Origin of the sequence: Mariniflexile sp., from assembly GCF_041583155.1 — a bacterium.
GTDB lineage: Bacteria > Bacteroidota > Bacteroidia > Flavobacteriales > Flavobacteriaceae > Mariniflexile.
On record NZ_JBFHGK010000007.1, the window covers coordinates 76,067 to 96,613 of the forward strand.

Below are 20,547 nucleotides of genomic sequence, written 5' to 3' on the forward strand. Positions count from 1 at the left end.
ACCATTAGGTAACAAAACATTGGGTAACTCAAAAACGTCATTAACAGCATCTTTAGTAATTTCAGATTTTAAAGAAATTACTAAAATGCGTCTCGCTTTAAGTGTTGTGTTTTCATCGATAGCCGGCTATTTGCTAGGTGTAGACACAGTGAATTTTAAAACCTTAATTTTATTGGCATTTGGTGGCTATTTTATGGTAGGTGCATCAAACGCATTCAATCAAATTATTGAGAAAGATTTGGATGCGCTAATGTCTAGAACCAAGAATAGACCAATTCCGTCTGGACGTATGTCGGTTACAACAGCATTTATAATTGCTAGTATATTTACACTTTTAGGAATTATTATTTTATACTCCATTAATAAGCAAACAGCCATGTTTGGTGCTATTTCAATATTTTTGTACGCTTGTGTGTATACGCCTTTAAAAACAAAAACGCCGCTAGCCGTTTTTGTAGGTGCCATCCCAGGAGCTATTCCTTTTATGTTGGGCTGGGTAGCCGCTACAGATCATTTTGGTATTGAACCAGGAACCTTATTCGCATTACAGTTTTTTTGGCAATTCCCTCATTTTTGGGCCATTGGTTGGTTTTTGTTTAAAGATTATGAAAAGGCAGGATTCTTTATGTTGCCAACAGGAAAGCAAGATAGAGGCACAGCTGTACAAACCATTATGTATACAATTTGGACCATTTTAGTCTCAATAATACCAGTGTTTGGATTTACAGGTAAATTACAACTTTCTATCGTTTCTGCTGTTATTGTATTTGGTTTAGGTTTGTGGATGTTATATTACTCGGTTCGGTTGTTTAAACTAATGACTGAAAAAGCGGCTAGACAATTAATGTTAGTTAGTGTGTCGTACATTTCATTAGTGCAAATAGTATATGTTATAGATAAATTTATTAGATAATCATGGATTTAACTCAAGGTACTTTAGAAGAAAAAAATGGCAGAGCAAAAAAGATGATGCTTTGGTTTGGTATTATTTCACTTATTATGTCCTTTGCTGGATGGACTAGTGCATTTGTAGTAAGTAGTTCTAGGCCAGATTGGTTAAAGGATTTTCAATTACCAAACGCTTTTATCATCAGCACTATCGTGATTGTGTTAAGTAGTCTGTCGTTTTTAATGGCTAAAAAAGCATTAAAAGAGACCTCAAATAAAGCAGCTATGCTGTGGCTTTTTATTACTCTTATCTTGGGTGTTGTGTTTATAGTATTTCAGTTTTCTGGATTTCAACAAATCATAGATTTAGGTTATAATTTTACAGGACCAACTAGTAATGTTACTATGTCGTACATCTATTTAATAGCTGTTGTGCATATTTTACACGTGGTTGTGGGGCTAATATGTCTTTTAGTGGTAATTTATAATCATTTTAAACAAAACTATACACCCACCAAAATGCTAGGTTTTGAACTAGCATTAACCTTTTGGCATTTTATAGATATTTTATGGGTGTATCTGTTTTTATTCTTATATTTCGTTAGATAGTTTTTTTAGATTTAAAATGACTTTTATCATAGTCTAAAACCATTTTTGTGTTTTTGGATTCTAAAATTTAATGGTTGATGTTTTATTAAATAGATAAATTGACTATTTTTGTCCAACTTTTAAAAAAATAACCAACATATATGAGTACTATAGTTGCAAACGCTGAAACACAAGGTAAAACTTGGGAAGGTGGTAACGAGCCATTAAAAGCAAGTTACGGTAAAATGATGATGTGGTTTTTCATTGTTTCTGATGCTTTAACCTTTTCAGGATTTTTAGCCGCCTACGGATTTTCAAGATTCAAATTTATTGATGCATGGCCAATTGCCGATGAGGTGTTTACGCACGTACCGTTTTTACATGGCCAGGAATTACCAATGATTTATGTAGCGTTTATGACGTTTATTTTGATCATGTCGTCCGTAACTATGGTATTGGCGGTTGATGCTGGTCATCATTTAAACAAGGCTAAAGTAACCCTATACATGTTTTTAACAATTATTGGTGGTTTAATATTCGTTGGATCGCAGGCTTGGGAATGGGCAACATTTATAAAAGGGGATTATGGTGCTGTACAAACAAAAGGAGGTAACATTCTTCAGTTTGTTGATACTGAAGGTCATCGTGTTGCTTTACGTGATTTTGTGGTTGCAGGTGAAGGTGAAAGAATACAGCACGAACGCAAAAATGGTATTTGGTTTGAAAGTGAAGGCACTTTACCAACTTATACTGTTAGTGAGGTAATAGAAGGTTTAGAAAAAAATGAAAACATTTTAGTTAGAACGCAATTGTTAACTGAAACCGGTGAAAAAACAGTGTTGTCTAGAGCTGAATCTTTAAAACAATTGAAAGCTAACGGGAAGAGCGTTGTTGAAGGAGCTAATTTACGTGTGAATGAATATGGGTCGCCATTGTTTGCCGATTTCTTTTTCTTCATCACAGGGTTTCACGGATTTCACGTACTATCAGGAGTTATCCTTAATATTATTATTTTCTTTAATGTGGTATTGGGAACTTACGAAAGACGTAAAAGTTACGAAATGGTTGAGAAAGTTGGATTATACTGGCACTTTGTAGATTTGGTGTGGGTATTTGTATTTACATTCTTCTACTTAGTTTAATTAATAAAAATATATTTTAAAATGGCACACGCACATAAATTAGAAATATTTAGAGGTTTAGTTAAGTTCAAATCCAATACTCAAAAAATTTGGGGTGTTTTAATTTTCTTAGCGATTGTAACAGCTATTGAAGTTGTATTAGGTATATACAAACCAGAAGTTTTAATGGGGAATATTTTAGGAATGAAAATTCTTAACTGGATATTTATCATTTTAACCCTAGTAAAGGCATATTATATTACTTGGGATTTCATGCACATGCGTGATGAAACTGCAGGATTAAGACGAGCCGTGGTTTGGACAGCTATTTTCTTAATCATTTATTTAATATTTATCTTATTACAAGAAGGAGGATATGTTTTCAGAGTATATGATGAAGGTTTTATAAAAAGAGATTTTTAACTAATTATTAGTTAAATAGATATATAATGGCGGTTTTTAAACCGCCTTTTTTTATTTTTGCACTTTTAATGAAAAGCGGTTTTTAATGAACTATAAAAAAGCAGGTAGGTATTTAATTTTAGGGGTTTTATTCTTTTTGCCGGTAACATTTTTATTGTTTCTATATCCTGCAACTCATAATTATACACCGCTTGATATTGTGAATCAATCGGTTTTAGATATTAAACAATTCAAATCGGATTCAGAAGTTGAAATTATTTTAAAAGACCATATAACTGTACTTGGTTTTTTAGGAAATAATCCAGTAGAAAATAATATAACAGCCTCCAATTTAAAGGAGTTGGTTTACGATAAATTTAAAGGCTTTAAAAAGTTTCAAGTGGTTATTTTAGTGCCCAATGGTACAGAAGCTGCTGTTGAAAAGCTTAAGGCCGAAATTAGTGGCTACGAAGATTTAAGGTTTTGGCATTTTGTTTTTGGAACTCCCGATGCAATCAAAAACGTTTTCAATAGCTTAGAAAGTAACAACAATCTAGATGCTAATTTAGCAACGAGTCAGGTTTTTATAATAGATAAAGATTTGAATCAAAGGGGGCGTTTGGATGATAGGGAAGATAATGAAAAAGCAAAGAATAAACCAGTACGTAAGTTGTTTGCCTATGATTGTATTGAAGTTGCTGAAATAAAGAACAAAATGAGTGACGATTTGCGTATCTTGTTTACCGAATATAGGCAAATAAGAAAAGGAGAATTTGATTCATCGAGTAGAAGAGCTAGCGATTTAAAAGAAACATCTAATTAAAAAATATTGTTGGATTTAATTTAGTCGAAATCCATTTTATACTTAATAACAATGAGCAAAAAAACCAATTATTCATATATAGGAATAGCATTCATCATCCTAGTATTTGGTATTATTTTCATTCCAAAAATTATTGATAGAGTTTCAAGTGGAGATGTTATTCGTAATGAAAGCAGAAGTGACTTTGCCAATGATAAAACAGCAACATCAGATTTAGCTTTTATAGAAATTAATAATGAACCTAAAAAAGTCCCTGCCTTTTCATTTATTAATCAAAATGGAGACATTATTACCAATAAAGATTATTTAGGGAAAGTATACGTAATTGAATTCTTTTTTACAACCTGTCCAACGATTTGTCCTCGTATGAATGCTAATCTGATTCAAATTCAAAACAGCTTCAAAGGTTTTGAAAATTTTGGCGTGGCTTCATTCACCATAAATCCAGATTACGATACGCCTGAGGTTTTAAAAAAATATGCAGATCAATACGGCGTTACCAACCCAAATTGGCATTTAATGACTGGTGATAAAGATGCTATTTATAAACTTTCAAATGAAGGCTTTAATTTATATACTGCTGAAGAAGATCAAGCTGCTGGTGGTTTTGAGCATTCTGGCAATTTTGCCTTGATTGATAAAAATGGCTTCATTCGTTCTAGAAAAGATCAATTCGGAAACCCTATTATTTATTATAGAGGTATCGCTTCAGAAGCCGAAAAAGTAGATGAAGATGGTGCTCCAGAAGAGATTAGTGCTCTTAAAGAAGATATTAAAAAATTATTAAATGAATAAAAATCAGAAAATTTTAGACGATAAAAAATACAATAAATTTATTGTGATTTTATCAATAGCAATTCCAATAGCAGTTGCTATACTGTTCGGGATTAGAATACCTAATGTGGAGCCTTTATCATTTTTACCACCGATTTATGCCACTATTAATGGTTTAACTGCTGTTATATTAATAATTGCATTTTTCGCTATTAAAAATAAAAATATAGTTCTGCATGAAAATTTAATGACTACGGCTATTTGGTGTTCGGTAGTGTTTTTGGTAATGTATGTTGCGTATCATATGACGAGTGATTCTACAAAGTTTGGAGGTGAAGGCACTATAAAGTATGTTTATTATTTTATTCTTTTTACGCACATTGTATTGTCAATAGCGGTTATCCCTTTTGTTTTAATCACTTATGTGAGAGCCATTACCAACAATATTGAAAAGCATAAAAAAATAGCGAAAATCACGTTTCCGCTGTGGTTATATGTTGCTGTTACAGGCGTAATAGTTTATATTATGATTTCTCCTTATTACGCTTAAAACAGTAACCATAGGTGTGGTTAGAAACTTTAAGATGATGTTATGAAAACAAAAATAGTCTTCCTTCTTTTAACTTTCATCTCTTGTATTGAGATGAATGCCCAATGCGCTATGTGTAGAGCCGTTTTAGAAAGTGAAGAAACCCAAACTGCAGCCCAAGGTATTAATGATGGGATTGTGTATCTTATGGCTATTCCATACATTTTGGTAGGTGGCCTAGGGTATTTAATCTATGTAAAATACAAGAAGTTAAAAAGTTAAATATTTTTTTATTTTTTTTGTAACAATTCTTTGAGTTATTAGTCTAACTTTAAAGCTGCGCGCTAATCAAACAAAGGATGTTAGAAATAAGACAATTACACAAATCCTATCCCATAGGAGATTCTAGTTTACACGTTTTAAAAGGAATCGATTTATCGGTTAAAGAAGGTGAAATGGTTGCAATCATGGGGTCGTCAGGTTCTGGGAAATCAACACTTCTTAATATTATAGGAATGCTAGATGAAGCCGATTCTGGGGAATATATTTTAGATGGCTTACCTATTAAAAACCTTACTGAAAAAAAAGCAGCTGTTTATAGAAACAAATTTTTAGGTTTCATTTTCCAATCTTTTAATCTTATTAATTATAAAAATGCGCTTGAGAATGTGGCTTTGCCATTATATTATCAAGGTATGAAACGCAAACAACGTCAGGAATTGGCGATGTTTCATTTAGAAAAAGTAGGTCTGGCTAATTGGGCGCATCACTTACCTAAAGAGTTGTCAGGAGGGCAAAACCAGCGTGTTGCCATAGCAAGAGCCTTGGCAGCCAATCCTAAACTATTATTGGCGGATGAACCAACGGGTGCATTAGATACCACAACATCACATGAAATTATGGCCTTTATTCAACAGTTAAATGATGAAGGTAAGACTATTTTAATGGTAACCCATGAAGAAGATATAGCCAATATGTGTAAGCGAATTGTGCGCTTGAGGGATGGAGTAATATTAGAAGACGTTAAGGTAACCCAAGTAAGAGCAGAACAGTATGTTTGATTTAGACTTGTGGCGAGAAATATTCCAAAGTATTAATAAAAACAGGACGCGAAGTTTGTTATCTGGTTTTACCGTGTCTTTTGCCATTTTACTATTTACAATACTTTTTGGTATCGCGAATGGACTGCAAAACACCTTTACCGAGGCGTTTGTAGATGATGCAACTAACTCCATTTTTATAAATTCAGGAAGAACTACCAAAGCCAATAAAGGCCTTCAGGCTGGAAGACAAATTCAATTTAAAAATGAAGACTTCAACTACATAAAGGATGAATTTGGCAATAAAGTTGAATATATAACCGCACGAATTTATAATAATGTCCAAGCATCATTTCGTGGAGAACAAAGTAGTTATAGTTTGCGTGGTGTACATCCAGATCATCAATATCTTGAAAAAACAAATGTGATTGAAGGCCGCTATATCAATCAGAACGATTTGCAAAATAGAACCAAAGTAGTGGTTATTGGTAGAAAAATTGAAGAAGATTTATTCCTTAAAACCACTGCATTAGGTAAATATGTAAACCTAAGTGGCATCCCATATAAAGTAGTTGGTATTTTTACAGATGATGGTGGTGATAATGAGGAACGAATAATGTACATGCCTGTTACAACCTCTCAACAAGTTTATGGTAATAACGATCACATCGATCAAATAAGCTTAACCTATAATCCTGAAATGAACTATGATCAGGCTTTGGCTTTTAGTTCTTCAATAACAAGAAAATTAAAAGAACGATTTTCTGTGGCTGAAAGTGATCAGCGCGCCGTGCGAGTACGAAATATGGCTGAAGGAACAAAAGCGGTAAGCCAAATGACTTTTGGTTTAACGGTTATTATTTTAGTAATTGGGTTCGGGACCTTAATTGCTGGAGTTGTAGGAATCAGTAATATCATGATCTTTGTGGTGAAAGAACGCACCAAAGAAATCGGTATTCGAAAAGCATTAGGAGCCTCTCCCAGATCTATTGTATCCATTATATTGATAGAATCAATTCTTATTACAGCCATTGCTGGCTATGTCGGCCTTTTAATTGGTGTAGGTGTTATAGAGCTTGTCGCACCTGTTTTAGAAGATTATTTTATTAAAGATCCAGGTGTAAGCAATAGCCTGGTTATTGGTGCAACCTTAACCTTGGTAGGAGCAGGAGCTATTGCGGGTTATTTACCAGCAAAAAAAGCCTCAAGAATTAAACCAATTGTAGCATTAAGAAACGACTAAGCATGTTTAAATTTTTATTAGAAAGAGATACGTGGCAAGAAGTTTTTGATAGCTTTAGTAAGAACAAACTAAGATCTATCCTTACAATGGTTGGAGTTTGGTGGGGTATTTTATTACTGATAGGTTTGTTGGGGTCTGCCCGAGGATTGGAAAACTCTTTTAATAGGTTATTTGGTAGTTTTGCCACTAATAGCGTGTTTGTTTGGGGGCAGAATACAAGCAAGCCGTTTAAAGGTTTTCAGGAAGGGAAGCAAGTAAGGTTATCTTTAACCGATGCAAAGAAGATTGAAGAAAACGTGGAGGGCATTGAATTTGTGCTACCTAGAAGTCAGCAAGGGGCTAATGTTACCAGAAACTTTCTGTCCGGAAGTTTCCAAATGGCAGGCGATTACCCGTTGTTAGACCAATTACAAAAGAAGAAGCTTATTCACGGACGATTTATCAATCAAAATGATATAACCGATAGTAAAAAAGTTGCAGTTATTTCCGAAGACACCTATAAACAGCTATTTGAAAAAGATGAAGAGGCCGTTGGCAAGTATATCGATATTAATGGCATCAATTTTATTGTGGTTGGAATTTTTGAAGTTGGAACCATGAATATGGGGCCCTCTACAGATATTCATATTCCCTTTACAACCTTTCAACAAATTTATAACCGAGGCGATCGTATCGGTTGGATGATGATAACCGGAAAGCCCGAATTTGATATCAAACAAATTGAAGAAGATGTTAAGCTGTTACTTAAAAACCTAAACAACATTCACCCGGAAGATACTCGTGCCTTTGGTAGTTTTAATTTAGGAAAAGAATTTAAAAAAGTAACCGGATTTTTAGTTGGTATGCAATTTCTAACTTGGTTTGTTGGGATCGCAACTTTAATTGCAGGTGTTTTTGCTATTGGAAATATATTATTAATAACCGTAAGAGAACGTACCAAAGAAATTGGTATTCGTAGAGCATTAGGAGCAACACCTTTTGAAATTAAACGTCAAATTGTATTGGAAGCGGTATTTTTAACAATGGTTGCCGGTATTTTTGGAATTATAACTGGTGGCTGGATTTTAATAGGTTTAGATGCAGCCTTTGGCCAAGGTCCAGATGCTGCGATTGTAAATGCCTCTGTATCTATTGCGGTGGTATTTATAGCCCTTATTATACTGGTAATTTTAGGGACTTTAATTGGGTTAATTCCTGCGTTTAAAGCCACAAGCATAAAACCAATAGAAGCATTAAGAGAAGAATAATCAATCAACATAACAATGAACAAAACAGTAAAAATTATTTTAATATTAGTTGTAATCATACTATTAGCATTTGTGTTAAAATATTTTAAAGACTCCAATTCAAAAGCAATTGAAGATTTTAAAGTTGAAGAACCTTTTTACACATCTATTAATACGAAAGCTGTAGCAACAGGAAAATTAAATCCAGAAGAAGAAATCGAATTAAAACCTCAAATTTCAGGTATTGTTGATGAAATTTTTGTTGAAGAAGGTGATATCGTAAAAAAAGGCGATTTAATTGCAAAAATAAGGGTGGTGCCTAACGAGCAAAGTTTGGTAAGTGCTAGCAGTAGAATAGCTTCAACCAAGTTGTCTTTTGAAAATGCAAAGGTTTTGTATGAAAGAAACAAAACGCTTTTTGATAAAGGTGTTATTTCAAAACAAGATTTTGAAAATAGTGAGTTATCCTATAAACAAGCAAAAGAAAGTTTATCACAAGCTCAAAACGATTATCAAATTATCAAACGAGGATCAATTGATAGTGGTACTTCTGCTAATACTAATATAGTTGCCCAAATTGCTGGTACTATTTTAGAAATTCCGGTTCGTGAAGGTGATCAGGTTATTCAAAGTAATAACTTTAATGCCGGTACCACGATTGCTATTATTGCCGATATGAGTTTTATGATTTTTGAAGGTAAGGTAGATGAAGCCGAAGTTGGTAAACTAAAAGAAGGTAAAGAGATAAAGATTATTTTAGGAGCCCTTAACGAAAAGTCGTTTCCTGCAACTTTAAGCTTTGTTGCACCAAGAGGTGTTGAAGAAAATGGCGCTGTTCAATTTACAGTTAAAGCAAATGTGAAACTCGATAGTACTGCAAATGTAAGAGCGGGTTACAGTGCCAATGCTGAAATTGATATTGAGAGCAGGGATAAAGTTTTAGCAATTAGAGAGGCATTATTACAGTATAATAGAATTACCGAAAAACCATTTGTTGAAATACTTGTTGGCGATGGTAAATACAAAAAACAAAATGTTATTTTGGGTTTATCTGATGGCATAAATGTAGAAATTACCGAAGGTGTTAAAGAAGGTGATAAAATAAAAGTTTGGAATAAAGCATCAAAAGACAACGAAGATGAAGATAGATCAAGACGATAAAATGACGATTTTTAATATGTGTAAACTAAAATTTAGTCTGGTTTCTTTGGCAATTTTGGTTAGTATGATTTCGTTTTCGCAAAACAAAACCTGGTCGCTCGAAGCTTGCGTAAATCATGCCATAGAAAATAATATCACCATACAGCAAGGAGAGAATGCATTACTAACAAACGAGCAGAATATTATTGCAGCTAAAGGCAATTTTTTGCCATCTGTTAGTGGTAATGCGGGTCATAACATCGGTATTGGTACCCAACGAATTGATGTTGGAGATAGACAGGTAATTGTAGATAGAACTTCCCACAGTACCAGTTTTGGTATTGGAGCTAGTCAAACAGTTTTTAATGGGTTTAGATTAATGAATTTATATGAACAATCTAAATTGAACTTAGAAACTAGTAAATTGGAATTGGCAAGAATTAAAGACGACGTATCACTGAATGTGGTAAACGCCTATTTAAATGTGTTGTTCAATAAAGAGAACTTAGAAACCGCAAAAGCACAACTTGAATTCAGTAAAAAGCAATTAGAACAGGTTAAAAGTTTGGTGGATGCTGGAGTGCAACCAAGAGCTAATATTTATGATACGGAAGCAACATTAAGTTCGGACGAGCAAAATGTAACCATTGCTGAAAATAATACCACCTTAGCGCTGTTAACCCTGTCTCAATTGTTACAAGTGCCATTTGAAGGTTTTAATGTTGAAGTTATTACAATTGAAAGTCCTTCCGAGGCACTCTTATACGATAATGTGACTCCTATTTTAAATTTTGCCTTAGAAAATAGAAATGAAATTAAGATAGCCGAAAAGAATATTGAAAATGCACAGTTGAACACTGAAATTTCAGAAAGCGGATTTTTGCCAAGTGTATCTTTAGGTTATGGTTTTAATACCAATGCGTTTTTTTCCAACTTAGATAAAAATGAGGCTGCGTTCTTAGAGCAATTAAATAATCAAAAAGGACATAGTATTAATTTAAGTGTGAATGTGCCAATATTTTCAAGGTTTCAAAATAAAACAGCAGTAGCAAGATCTAAAATACAAGAGGCAAATAGTCAACTTAATTTAGAACAAGCAAAATTAAATTTAGAATCGAACATACAACGAGCCTTTACCGATGCCAAAGCTGCTTTTAAAGCATTTCAAGCTGCAAAAAAATCATTAGCAGCCCAAGAATTATCCTTTAGCAATTCAGAAGAACGTTTTAAAATTGGTGTAATGACGTCTTTTGATTTAGACCAAGCACGTATCCGTTTGGTAAATTCACAAGCTTCGTTAATAAATGCGAAGTATGATTTTGTTTTTAAGACAAAAGTTTTAGACTTTTACATGGGAAAATCTTTAACAAATTAACGTGGCTCTTATATTAAACATAGAAACAGCAACAACCAATTGTTCAGTATCACTTTCAAGAGAAGGAAAAACAATTGTTTTAAAGGAAGATAATAGCAAAAACTATTCACATGCCGAAAGTTTGCATGTATTTATTGATGCGGTTTTAAAGGAAGCGAATATTACATCTAAGGATTTAGATGCTGTCGCAATAAGTAAAGGGCCTGGATCCTATACAGGCTTACGCATAGGTGTTTCTGCCGCTAAAGGACTTTGTTTCGCTTTAGATATACCTTTAATTTCAGTACCAACTTTAGAAGCTTTAGCACATCAGGTAGATGCTAATGAAGGTGTAATTGTAACTATGTTAGATGCTAGACGTTTGGAAGTCTATGCTGCTATTTTCGATTCAAACAAAAAGGAAATAAAAGCAACGGAAGCACAGGTTTTAGATGAAAATGCTTTTGCGGATGAATTAGCCAGAGGTAATGTTTACTTTATAGGGAATGGTGTTGAAAAAACAAAAACTTTAATTAATCACACCAATGCGGTTTTTATTGACGCTAAATTACCTTCGGCAAATGAAATGAGTTTGCTTGCCTATAAAAAATACAGAAACAAAGACTTTGAAAATGTGGCCTATTTCGAGCCTTATTATTTAAAAGACTTTGTTGCTTTAAAAAGTTCAAAATAAAAAAGACCTATCAGAAATTGAAATCTGATAGGTCTTTTAGTTTAAGATAAATACGAATAATTGGGTTGATTACCCTTTTTTCTGTATTTCAACTTGATGTGGGTATGGAATTTCAATACCTGCAGCATCAAGTGCGATTTTCGTGCTTTCGGTTACATCAAAGTAAACTGTCCAATAATCAGCAGAATTACACCAAGGTCTTACAGCAAAGTTAACAGAACTATCTGCTAATTCTAATACATTTACTGTAGGTGCAGGGGTGTCAATAACTTTTGGGTGATCGGTTAAAACCTTCATTAAAACCTCTTTAGTTTTTTTGATATCAGCGTCATAACTAACTCCAAAAACTAGGTCTACACGCCTAGTTCCTTCAGTAGTGTAGTTTACAATATTTCCATTTGATAAAGCTCCATTTGGTATGATAATTTCCTTATTGGATAGCCCGATTAATTTCGTTGTAAAAATTTCTATTTGTTTTACGCTTCCTATTTCACCTTGTGCTTCAATAACATCCCCAATTTTAAAAGGTTTGAATATCATAATTAATACACCACCAGCAAAATTAGCTAACGAACCTTGCAATGCCAAACCAATTGCTAAACCAGCAGCTGCAATTACCGCTGCAAATGAAGTCGTTGGAACCCCTAAGGTGCCTAGAAGTGTAATAATTAATAATATTTTTAAAGCCCAATTTAATAGGTTTAATAAGAATTTTTGTAGACTTTCCTCATAGTTGCTTTTGGTCATTATCTTACGGCTGGCTTTCAGTATTTTTTTAATAAGCCAAGAACCAACAATCCATATAACAATAGCTCCTATTATTTTTAAGCCATATTCCGTTCCTAAATCAATCCACTTTTCGGTTTCAATGTTTTCTAATTTCATATAATTATTTGTTTTTCTCTGTTAATTAATCTGCTATTAAATCTAGGATTTGTTCAAAAATTTAATAGGGTTAATTCTACAGTTTCATTTGTATTGAATGTATAAAATTAAAAACTTTATATAAATAAGGAAGTAAACTAACTGTTAAGTTTTAGATAAAAATACTTACGAATGCAATTAGAGCAGGTATGGCCTGGGCATAAAATATTTTTATTTGTTTTGTAGAATAAGCACCATAAATACCAGCTAAAATAACACATATAAGGAAAAAGATGGTGAATGAGATGTTATTTTGTGAAAGGGAAAAGACCAATCCTGCCGATAAAAATCCATTGTATAAACCTTGGTTGGCACCTAATATCTTGGTTTCTTCTGCAAATGATTTTGTTTTTAATCCGAACGTTTTGATGCCTTTTGGAGTAGTCCAAAAAAACATTTCTAATATCAAGAAATAGACATGTTCTAAGGCTACGAAACTTACTAATAGGATTGAAAAGGTGGTCATTTGTGGTGTGTTAGATGCTAAATTTAGTCATAAAAAAAGCGTTCCAATTACAGAACGCTTAAATTATTATTACAAGTTTATAAAATTAACCATTTATGGCTTCAACAGTTTCTACTCGGCCTTGTAACATTTCTTTTAACATGTTTTCTATACCGCTTTTTAGGGTATAGGTTGAAGATGGGCAACCACTACAAGCTCCCTGAAGCATTACGCTTACATTTTTAGTTTCGGCATCGTATGATATAAACTGAATGTTTCCACCATCGCTAGCCACCGCTGGTTTTACATATTCTTCTAAAATATTAATTATTTCTTTTGAAGTATCGTCTAATCCCTCGTAATGCGAATCTAATTGTGGTGTCGATTTTTTTAATGTTTCAGCAGCATGCGCTAAAACAACGTCTTTACCATTTTCAATATAACTTCTTATAAATTCGCGAAGTTCTATTGTAATGTCTTGCCATTCGGCAATATCGTATTTTGTAATGGACACGTAGTTTTCATCAATAAAAACACTTTTCACAAACGGAAAGTGAAATAGTTCAGTTGCCAATGGCGATAATTTGGCCTCATCGATAGAAGTAAATTCAAAAAGGGCTGTTACTATTTTCTTATTTGCCACAAACTTCATAACCGAAGGATTTGGTGTGCTTTCAGCATAAACAGTAACAGGTACTTTTTTAGCTTTGGCAGTTTCTTCTATTACAATACCGCCATCGTTTAAATAAGCTTCAATTTGTTCGGCTACTTCATCTTGTACGTCACTCCATTCAACTATGTTATAGCGTTCAACAGCTACGAAATTACCCGAAATGTAAACTTTTTTAACAAATGGTAAATAGAATAGTTGCTGAGCTAATGGCGATTGTTTAGCATCGTCGATATTATTAAATTCGAAGCTTTGATGTTTTGTAATAAACTGGTTGACTTCAAATTTTATTATGGCATTATTTGATGTTTCTTGCACGGAAACCTTGAAAGTATTCATTTTAGCTATTTTTTACAAAAATACTAAAAGAAAACTTTAGTTATCCATATATTTGAGTTTTGTTGACTGTTTCAAAAGATGCATAAAATCTAGCCATGGCTTTTATTTTTGCATAATTTTTTAATAATTAAAGCGTTTGACTAATAGCAAACGGATATGGAATGCATTTTATGAAGTTTAAAAATATTTTCATGATAGCAGTTGGTGTTTTTTTTGCCAACACCGCTATGTCTCAAGAAGGCCTACCGATATATACTGATTACCTTACCGATAATTATTATTTAATTCATCCTTCTATGGCAGGTGCTGCCAATTGTGCTAAAGTTAGGTTAACCGCGCGCCAGCAATGGTTTGGTCATGAAGATGCGCCTAAACTATTAACTTTAAGTATGAATGGTAGAATAGGAGATTCGCAATCTGCGGTTGGAGGTATTTTATATACAGATAAAAATGGTTATCATTCCCAATCAGGTGCTTATGCAACTTATGCGCATCACTTAATGTTTTCCAGAAGTGTAACCGATTTAAATATGTTATCTTTTGGTATAAGTGCCGGATTTATTCAATATAAATTAGATGAAACGTCTTTTTTGTTTGATGGTCCGGACCCAATAATTGATGGTGTTGTGCAAAACGAAACTAATTTTAATATCGATTTAGGATTTTCGTATCACTTTTTAGATTTTTATGCACATGCCACGGTAAAGAATGTTTTGGAAAACTCTGGAGTGAATAAAGATGTTAATATTACAAGTAATTTAAGACGCTATTTACTTTCTACAGGTTATGTATTCAGTAGATATGGAAGCGAATGGAGCTACGAACCTTCTGTGCTTTTTCAATATAGAGATGGGACAAAGGAAGCGTCTATTGATGTGAATGCGAAAGTTTATAAAAATGTTGAATTTGGAAAGATTTGGGGTGGTTTATCATACAGAAATAGTTTTGATGGTGCTGAATACACACAAAATGGTTCGGTAGATAGCCAACGCCTACAACAAATTACACCCATTTTAGGAGTGAATTATAACGACTTTATGTTTGCTTACAATTATACATATCAAAGTAATTCGGTGGTATTTGCCAATGGCGGGTTTCATCAATTAACCTTAGGATATAACTTTAATTGCCAACGCGAACGATATGATTGTAATTGCCCTGCAGTAAATTAGTAAATAATATAATTATGCCAATAATAAAACCAGTAAACGGAAAATCACCAGAACTACCCGAAGATTGTTACATAGCCGAAAATGCCACGATTGTTGGCGATGTAGTAGCTGGAACACAATGCAGTATTTGGTTTAACGCTGTTATTCGTGGCGATGTAAACTACATAAAAATGGGTAACAAGGTAAATGTACAAGACGGAGCCGTAATACACGCTACCTATTTAACATGCCCAACAAACATAGGTAACAATGTATCTATTGGGCATAATGCCATCGTTCACGGTTGCACCATTCACGATAATGTTTTAATTGGTATGGGAAGCATCGTAATGGATAATTGTATTGTAGAAAGTAATAGCATAATTGCTGCAGGTGCTGTAGTAACCCAAAACACGAGAGTGGAGTCTGGCAGTATTTACGCTGGTTGTCCGGCTGTAAAAATAAAAGACATTAGCCAAGAGTTAGTATCAGGGCAAATAGACCGTATTGCTAATAATTACGTGAAATATTCAAGCTGGTTTAAAGAGTAAACCAATTTCTTTAAGAAAATCAATCTTTTAACTAGTTGGGCGTTACCCCGAAAAGGGGTCGGGCTATGCGTTGCAATCTTTTTAAAACGTCATTGCGAGGAGTGAGCGACGAAGCAATCTGTCAAATTGTAGTTCTTGCAAAGTTCTTTTTACTTAAGTTTTAAAAAGGATTTCCACTGCTATCCCTAACGCAGGCGCAACTTCAAAATGATGGTTGATTTATAAAATAGTGTTTTGGTTAATACTAATATGGTACTAGCTGTAGACTAGAGCTCGCTGAGGTATTTTGCGATGTACAAATTTCTATCATATTTGCTTTTTCAAAATGTTTTTATGTTTCCGTTATCCAACCAATCTGGTATTTCAAAATTTTCAGCTCTTGGATGTTGTTTAAAAATATATCTCAATCCCTTAATTGAGTGATGAGCACTATTGATTAACTGTTTTTGTTGTTCAATATATTTATTGTCATATTCATTCTCACTTATTTTGTGAGCTGGATTTTGGCGTTGCCTTCTAATGTTTTTTAGGACACTAAATATTTTCTTTAATTCCTGGTCTTGTTCAGCTTTGAATATTCCACCAAGCCATTCTTCCAGTAGTCTTAAAGTTCCTTTTGATCTTCGTTCTTTTATTCCGTTTCCTATCTCAACATAATCATAAAGCTCAACTTTACCTTCAAAAAATTCTTTATTAATGTTGTCAGAAATCATTTTGTCTAAAAGAAGTACAAAATCATTGTAATTCTTTAAGGTAGGTGAAAAGAAAAATGTAAATTCTTTTGGTCTATTGTACTCATTGAAATTTTTCCTAAATAAAGGTTTATTAAAAATAGTTAATGAAATATCATTTAGACACATTAATTCACCGATGAATGCGGTAAATACAGAATATGAAGATGTCCAATTACCTTTAATTGTGTTTTCATAATATTCTTCCAGAACTAAACAGTTTCTATTCCTTTCTTTGCTTTTCCAAAAAACCTGATGCTCTGGAGTCAAGTCGTTTAAGTATCTTAAATAGACAACAGCTAATCTATTGTCATTTTCATCAAAGCCTAAACCAAAAGATTTTAAGAACACATTATCTTCTCCGCGAACTAAAGACTTTTGATTATCATCATATTTTGCTGAAATTCGACCAGAGTAGTCTTCGAAAACAAAATTGAATCTAGGGTCGTTTGAATACCTCTCTAATACTTCAATATCAAAAAATTTTGGAGTTAATTGAGGTTCTCCAAGAGCAAGTGCTTTTGTATAAATTGCTTCTCCAAATTCATCTAAATCCCTATTAGATTTAAGTAAATTTCGTGAAGGATAAATACAAATTGGGTAATCTGTGCTTTCAGATACTATCGAAATTTTTCCAATTTTCATTTCTTTTACTGTCCAGTCTTTTGCATCATCGAGAATTTTTAATTGAGTTTCGATTGGATAAAGACTAGAGTAAATAATGTGAGGATTTGTACTTGACTGAATTGTAACTTTATCATCTTTAACTAATTCTTTAATTATATCAATTGAGTTTTTATAATCAATCATAAGAGTACTTGAAATTTGTCTTAATGGGATTCCATTAAAGTCATTAGATTCAAGAAAGAATTCATAAATTTTTTGTTCAATTTCTTTTTTCACATAGTTTTTTTTACTGCTTGGACATAACTTGCTTATATCCCAACCTTCATTATTATATCTTGTTATTAATTCAAGATTTAATAAGTTTTATGTTAGCCTTATTCAGTAAATATAAATATTATTTATATAAGAAATCATCTAATTTATATACAATTAAATACTACTAATGATTTACTTGATTTACGGTAATCCCGCGTTAGGGATAGTAGTGGAAATCCTTTTTAAACCTTGATAGAAATGCCGTTTGTCTAGAATTTAAATTTGGCAGATTGCTTCGTCCTTCGTCCTCGCAATGACGTTTTAAAAAGATTGTAACGCATAGCCCGACCCATCACGATTTTTTTCGGGATGGGTAACGCCCAAGTAATATCTTTTTGGATACATTAAAAATTTAAGTATTCTACGTCGAATTTGTTATCCAAAAGTGATGCCATAATTGCCGGGTTGGCATTAGTGTAAAATGCTGTTTTACCTTTTATAGTTTGGGTATTTAGCAATCCGTTTTTTTCTAATACAGCTTTGGTTTGTCTGGCAACGGCCTCACCCGAATCTATTATTTTTACATGTTGAGGTAGTAATTCCAGTAATAATGGCATTAAATAGGGGTAGTGTGTGCAGCCTAAAACCAAATAATCGATATTGGCATCGAGCATGGGTTTTAAATAGCTTTTTAACAATACTTTCATGGCTTCTGAGTAAAGTTGCCCAGTTTCAATGAGTTCTACAATACCTTCGCCTATTCGTTCGATAACGGTAATGTTATTAGCAAATAAATCGGTGGTTTTATGAAATAACTCACTGGAAAGTGTGCCTTTGGTAGCTAAAATTCCAACACATTTTGTTTGGGTGTTTAATGCTGCTGGTTTTATGGCGGGTTCAATACCTATAATGGGAATGTTGTAGTTTTGGCGTAATATGTGGATGGCATTTGTAGTTGCGGTATTGCAGGCTACCACTATAATTTTACAACCTTGGTTTATTAAATAGGCCGTATTCTTAATGCTTAAATTAACTATGGCTTCTTTGCTTTTTGTTCCATAAGGAGCGTTAGCGCTGTCGGCTAAATAAATCGTGTTTTCATGGGGTAGCAGTAAATGAATTTCTTTCCAAATAGATGTACCACCTACGCCCGAATCGAAAATGCCAATGGGTTGTTTGCTCATAAGCTACATTGTTAATTTGGTTGTTTCCGAAGGCGTTGTTTACTTGATAGATTTTGAAAATAACATGAGTTCTTAACAACGCATGAACGGAACGAAACAAAAGTAAAAAAGCTGCCTTGTAAAAGACAGCTTTTTGTAAATTTTATTTAGAAGTTGTATTAGATGCCTAATTCTTTTTTAACATCGTCTAATAAGTTTTTACCATCAGCTAAAATGGTAACACCTTGTGAAGCATCCAAAACATAATCGAAACCTTGTGCACGACCAACTTTTAAAATAGCAGCTTTTGCTTTTTCCGTGATTGGTTGTAACAAATCAAGTTCTTTCTTTTGTAAATCTTTTTGAGCGTCTGCTTGAAATTGTTGAATACGTTGTTGTTTTTCTTGAATTTCTTGACCTCTTTTTGCGTTTTCTTCTTCAGATTTTGTTGCAGCTTCAGCTTCGTATTGTTTTAATAATGTTTGAAACTCTGTAACGGCAGCTTGAATATCTGTTTGGTATTTTTTACTTGAAGTTTCTAATTCTTTTTGAGCCATTTTCATTTCTGGCATAGCTGTAATTAATTCTTGCGTATTTATATGGGCAATTTTACTTTGCGCTGATGAGAAACTCACAGTTCCAATACATAATGCAGTTGCTAATAATAGAGTTTTTAATTGTTTCATTTTAAAGGGTATTAATGTGTTATAAATGGTTATTTGTTGTTTATACTGTCTTTAGCTTTTTGTCGCTCTTCTAATATTTTCTTTTTTCTTTCTTCTAATTCTTTTTTTCTTGCTTCGCGTTCCGCTAATTTCTTTTGTCTGTTTTCTTCAATTAGTTCCGCTTGTGTTTTTGGTTTTTCTTCAACTTCTGCTTCGGTTGCAGTAGTAGTTTCTTCCACTTTTGTTTCTGCTGCTTTTACTGCAGTTTTAGTTTGTGATTCAACAGGTTTGGCAGTTTCTTCTACTTTAGTTTCTGGTGCAGCTGTTTCAGTTCCAGATGTTTCTTCTTTTGCTTTTTCGCGTTCTTCTATTATTTTTTGGCGTCTTTCTTCTGCTGCTTTAACTTTAGCAGCACGAGCATCTAATTTTTCTTGACGCGCTTGTTCAATAGCACTTTCGCGTTCTTGTTTTTTCTCTTCTAATGCTTTTTGGCGGGCTTCTAATTCTAAATTAACTTCAGGAACTAATTCTTCTGCTTTCGCAGCTCTTAATTCTGCTTTGGTTTCCGCCTGAGTTCTTTTTGCGGTTCTTGTAATGCTTCGGATTATTTGGTCGCTTAAATCATGTTGTTTTGCGGAGTATAGCATTACGGCATCCGATGATTTGTCTAAAATAAAATCATACTGTTTTGTAGTTGCTAAATCTTGAACTGCAGCAAAAATTTGATCTTGAATAGGCTGCATTAATTGTCTTTTTTGAATAAATAAATCACCATTTGGTCCAAAACGTTTTTGTTGATAATCTAAAATTTCAGTTTCCTCAAAAGCGATATCTTCTTCACGTTCGTCAATAAGTTCTTTGGTTAAAAGGGCTTTTTCGTTGCTTAAATTTTTTCGTTTTTGTTCAATTGTATTTAGCTTTTCATCAATTTCTTTTTTCCACTTAATTGCTTTTTCATTTAATTGAGACGTGGCTTCCTGATATTCTGGAATATTTTCTAAAATAAATTCTGTATCTATATAACCAATTTTTACACCACGTTGTGCATGTACCGATATGCTTGCCATAAAAGCTACTGCCAATAAAAAAAGAACGTTATGTTTCATCTGTTTTTTTGTATTTAATTGTTTTAAATTCTAAAAACCGACAGATGATTCTTTTGTTTCTGCCACTTTTGGAATTATCTTTTAAAAAATTAACGAAA

General features: G+C 33.1%; 23 protein-coding genes. 16 read left to right on the forward strand and 7 right to left on the reverse strand.

The window, feature by feature from the left end; genetic code table 11:
• Positions 1-19: 19 nt before the first annotated feature.
• The 14 genes from cyoE to tsaB all read left to right on the forward strand — a co-directional run bounded on the left by cyoE (position 20) and on the right by tsaB (position 11,822).
• Positions 20-913, forward strand: a complete 894-nt coding sequence (gene cyoE, locus ABYI63_RS04080) for a heme o synthase (RefSeq protein WP_372753717.1) — start codon at positions 20-22, stop codon at positions 911-913.
• Positions 914-915: 2 nt separating this feature from the next.
• Positions 916-1,497, forward strand: a complete 582-nt coding sequence (locus ABYI63_RS04085) for a heme-copper oxidase subunit III (protein WP_372753719.1) — start codon at positions 916-918, stop codon at positions 1,495-1,497.
• A gap of 140 nt (positions 1,498-1,637) precedes the next feature.
• Positions 1,638-2,618: a cytochrome c oxidase subunit 3 gene (locus tag ABYI63_RS04090; RefSeq protein WP_372753721.1), complete on the forward strand. Its 981-nt coding sequence runs from the start codon at positions 1,638-1,640 to the stop codon at positions 2,616-2,618.
• Positions 2,619-2,639: 21 nt separating this feature from the next.
• Positions 2,640-3,020, forward strand: a complete 381-nt coding sequence (locus tag ABYI63_RS04095) for a cytochrome C oxidase subunit IV family protein (protein ID WP_372753723.1) — start codon at positions 2,640-2,642, stop codon at positions 3,018-3,020.
• 85 nt (positions 3,021-3,105) lie between these two features.
• Positions 3,106-3,822: a hypothetical protein gene (locus tag ABYI63_RS04100; protein WP_372753725.1), complete on the forward strand. Its 717-nt coding sequence runs from the start codon at positions 3,106-3,108 to the stop codon at positions 3,820-3,822.
• 51 nt (positions 3,823-3,873) lie between these two features.
• Positions 3,874-4,617 (forward strand): SCO family protein, encoded by a 744-nt coding sequence (locus ABYI63_RS04105; protein ID WP_372753727.1) that lies wholly within the window; start codon positions 3,874-3,876, stop codon positions 4,615-4,617.
• Complete coding sequence (locus ABYI63_RS04110) at positions 4,610-5,146, forward strand: DUF420 domain-containing protein (protein WP_372753729.1); 537 nt, start codon at positions 4,610-4,612, stop codon at positions 5,144-5,146. The genes ABYI63_RS04105 and ABYI63_RS04110 overlap by 8 nt, the downstream gene beginning before the upstream one ends.
• Before the next feature lie 42 nt (positions 5,147-5,188).
• The gene (locus tag ABYI63_RS04115) at positions 5,189-5,407 is read left to right on the forward strand and encodes a hypothetical protein (RefSeq protein ID WP_372753731.1); all 219 of its coding nucleotides are present in this window, start codon (positions 5,189-5,191) and stop codon (positions 5,405-5,407) included.
• A gap of 77 nt (positions 5,408-5,484) precedes the next feature.
• Positions 5,485-6,186: an ABC transporter ATP-binding protein gene (locus ABYI63_RS04120; protein ID WP_372753733.1), complete on the forward strand. Its 702-nt coding sequence runs from the start codon at positions 5,485-5,487 to the stop codon at positions 6,184-6,186.
• Positions 6,179-7,408 (forward strand): ABC transporter permease, encoded by a 1,230-nt coding sequence (locus ABYI63_RS04125; protein WP_372753735.1) that lies wholly within the window; start codon positions 6,179-6,181, stop codon positions 7,406-7,408. The genes ABYI63_RS04120 and ABYI63_RS04125 overlap by 8 nt, the downstream gene beginning before the upstream one ends.
• Positions 7,409-7,410: 2 nt before the next feature.
• The gene (locus ABYI63_RS04130; RefSeq protein WP_372753737.1) at positions 7,411-8,655 is read left to right on the forward strand and encodes an ABC transporter permease; all 1,245 of its coding nucleotides are present in this window, start codon (positions 7,411-7,413) and stop codon (positions 8,653-8,655) included.
• Between the two features lie 15 nt (positions 8,656-8,670).
• A complete protein-coding gene (locus ABYI63_RS04135) occupies positions 8,671-9,795 on the forward strand; it encodes an efflux RND transporter periplasmic adaptor subunit (protein ID WP_372753739.1) in 1,125 nt (374 codons plus the stop codon).
• Positions 9,773-11,149: a TolC family protein gene (locus ABYI63_RS04140; protein ID WP_372753741.1), complete on the forward strand. Its 1,377-nt coding sequence runs from the start codon at positions 9,773-9,775 to the stop codon at positions 11,147-11,149. The genes ABYI63_RS04135 and ABYI63_RS04140 overlap by 23 nt, the downstream gene beginning before the upstream one ends.
• 1 nt (position 11,150) lies before the next feature.
• Positions 11,151-11,822, forward strand: a complete 672-nt coding sequence (tsaB, locus tag ABYI63_RS04145) for a tRNA (adenosine(37)-N6)-threonylcarbamoyltransferase complex dimerization subunit type 1 TsaB (RefSeq protein ID WP_372753743.1) — start codon at positions 11,151-11,153, stop codon at positions 11,820-11,822.
• 69 nt (positions 11,823-11,891) lie between these two features.
• On the opposite strand, the gene ABYI63_RS04150 is transcribed toward tsaB, so the two are convergent.
• The 3 genes from ABYI63_RS04150 to ABYI63_RS04160 form a co-directional block, all read right to left on the reverse strand.
• The gene (locus tag ABYI63_RS04150; protein ID WP_372753745.1) at positions 11,892-12,707 is read right to left on the reverse strand and encodes a mechanosensitive ion channel family protein; all 816 of its coding nucleotides are present in this window, start codon (positions 12,705-12,707) and stop codon (positions 11,892-11,894) included.
• Between the two features lie 151 nt (positions 12,708-12,858).
• Entirely contained in the window at positions 12,859-13,212 is a 354-nt protein-coding gene (locus ABYI63_RS04155) for a DUF1304 domain-containing protein (RefSeq protein WP_372753747.1), read from the reverse strand.
• Positions 13,213-13,297: 85 nt separating this feature from the next.
• Complete coding sequence (locus ABYI63_RS04160) at positions 13,298-14,200, reverse strand: NifU family protein (RefSeq protein ID WP_372753749.1); 903 nt, start codon at positions 14,198-14,200, stop codon at positions 13,298-13,300.
• A 170-nt stretch (positions 14,201-14,370) separates the two neighbouring features.
• On the opposite strand from ABYI63_RS04160, the gene ABYI63_RS04165 reads away from it, so the two are divergent.
• Together ABYI63_RS04165 and ABYI63_RS04170 are read left to right on the forward strand one after the other, a co-directional pair.
• Positions 14,371-15,372, forward strand: a complete 1,002-nt coding sequence (locus ABYI63_RS04165; RefSeq protein ID WP_372753751.1) for a type IX secretion system membrane protein PorP/SprF — start codon at positions 14,371-14,373, stop codon at positions 15,370-15,372.
• A 14-nt stretch (positions 15,373-15,386) separates the two neighbouring features.
• Positions 15,387-15,902, forward strand: coding sequence for a gamma carbonic anhydrase family protein (locus ABYI63_RS04170; RefSeq protein ID WP_372753753.1), 516 nt, complete (start codon positions 15,387-15,389; stop codon positions 15,900-15,902).
• 320 nt (positions 15,903-16,222) lie between these two features.
• Here ABYI63_RS04170 and ABYI63_RS04175 read toward each other — a convergent pair whose 3' ends face one another.
• The 4 genes from ABYI63_RS04175 to ABYI63_RS04190 all read right to left on the reverse strand — a co-directional run bounded on the left by ABYI63_RS04175 (position 16,223) and on the right by ABYI63_RS04190 (position 20,449).
• A complete protein-coding gene (locus ABYI63_RS04175; RefSeq protein WP_372753755.1) occupies positions 16,223-17,536 on the reverse strand; it encodes a hypothetical protein in 1,314 nt (437 codons plus the stop codon).
• 383 nt (positions 17,537-17,919) lie between these two features.
• Entirely contained in the window at positions 17,920-18,699 is a 780-nt protein-coding gene (gene murI, locus ABYI63_RS04180; protein ID WP_372753757.1) for a glutamate racemase, read from the reverse strand.
• Positions 18,700-18,857: 158 nt separating this feature from the next.
• Positions 18,858-19,364 carry an OmpH family outer membrane protein gene (locus ABYI63_RS04185; protein ID WP_372753759.1) on the reverse strand — a complete coding sequence of 169 codons (507 nt, stop codon included), beginning with the start codon at positions 19,362-19,364 and terminating at the stop codon, positions 18,858-18,860.
• A 29-nt stretch (positions 19,365-19,393) separates the two neighbouring features.
• Positions 19,394-20,449 carry an OmpH family outer membrane protein gene (locus ABYI63_RS04190; RefSeq protein WP_372753761.1) on the reverse strand — a complete coding sequence of 352 codons (1,056 nt, stop codon included), beginning with the start codon at positions 20,447-20,449 and terminating at the stop codon, positions 19,394-19,396.
• Positions 20,450-20,547: the final 98 nt, after the last annotated feature.

Bases quoted from the DNA above. Each gene is read 5' to 3' on its own strand.
- ABYI63_RS04095 (WP_372753723.1), top strand. From the start codon at position 2,640: ATGGCACACGCACATAAATTAGAAATATTTAGAGGTTTAGTTAAGTTC.
- ABYI63_RS04190 (WP_372753761.1), bottom strand. From the start codon at position 20,449: ATGAAACATAACGTTCTTTTTTTATTGGCAGTAGCTTTTATGGCAAGC.
- ABYI63_RS04110 (WP_372753729.1), top strand. From the start codon at position 4,610: ATGAATAAAAATCAGAAAATTTTAGACGATAAAAAATACAATAAATTT.
- ABYI63_RS04085 (WP_372753719.1), top strand. From the start codon at position 916: ATGGATTTAACTCAAGGTACTTTAGAAGAAAAAAATGGCAGAGCAAAA.
- ABYI63_RS04105 (WP_372753727.1), top strand. From the start codon at position 3,874: ATGAGCAAAAAAACCAATTATTCATATATAGGAATAGCATTCATCATC.
- murI (WP_372753757.1), bottom strand. From the start codon at position 18,699: ATGAGCAAACAACCCATTGGCATTTTCGATTCGGGCGTAGGTGGTACA.
- ABYI63_RS04185 (WP_372753759.1), bottom strand. From the start codon at position 19,364: ATGAAACAATTAAAAACTCTATTATTAGCAACTGCATTATGTATTGGA.
- ABYI63_RS04120 (WP_372753733.1), top strand. From the start codon at position 5,485: ATGTTAGAAATAAGACAATTACACAAATCCTATCCCATAGGAGATTCT.
- ABYI63_RS04140 (WP_372753741.1), top strand. From the start codon at position 9,773: ATGAAGATAGATCAAGACGATAAAATGACGATTTTTAATATGTGTAAA.
- ABYI63_RS04135 (WP_372753739.1), top strand. From the start codon at position 8,671: ATGAACAAAACAGTAAAAATTATTTTAATATTAGTTGTAATCATACTA.
- ABYI63_RS04155 (WP_372753747.1), bottom strand. From the start codon at position 13,212: ATGACCACCTTTTCAATCCTATTAGTAAGTTTCGTAGCCTTAGAACAT.
- ABYI63_RS04150 (WP_372753745.1), bottom strand. From the start codon at position 12,707: ATGAAATTAGAAAACATTGAAACCGAAAAGTGGATTGATTTAGGAACG.
- ABYI63_RS04125 (WP_372753735.1), top strand. From the start codon at position 6,179: ATGTTTGATTTAGACTTGTGGCGAGAAATATTCCAAAGTATTAATAAA.
- ABYI63_RS04100 (WP_372753725.1), top strand. From the start codon at position 3,106: ATGAACTATAAAAAAGCAGGTAGGTATTTAATTTTAGGGGTTTTATTC.
- ABYI63_RS04165 (WP_372753751.1), top strand. From the start codon at position 14,371: ATGAAGTTTAAAAATATTTTCATGATAGCAGTTGGTGTTTTTTTTGCC.
- ABYI63_RS04115 (WP_372753731.1), top strand. From the start codon at position 5,189: ATGAAAACAAAAATAGTCTTCCTTCTTTTAACTTTCATCTCTTGTATT.
- ABYI63_RS04170 (WP_372753753.1), top strand. From the start codon at position 15,387: ATGCCAATAATAAAACCAGTAAACGGAAAATCACCAGAACTACCCGAA.
- ABYI63_RS04090 (WP_372753721.1), top strand. From the start codon at position 1,638: ATGAGTACTATAGTTGCAAACGCTGAAACACAAGGTAAAACTTGGGAA.
- ABYI63_RS04160 (WP_372753749.1), bottom strand. From the start codon at position 14,200: ATGAATACTTTCAAGGTTTCCGTGCAAGAAACATCAAATAATGCCATA.
- ABYI63_RS04130 (WP_372753737.1), top strand. From the start codon at position 7,411: ATGTTTAAATTTTTATTAGAAAGAGATACGTGGCAAGAAGTTTTTGAT.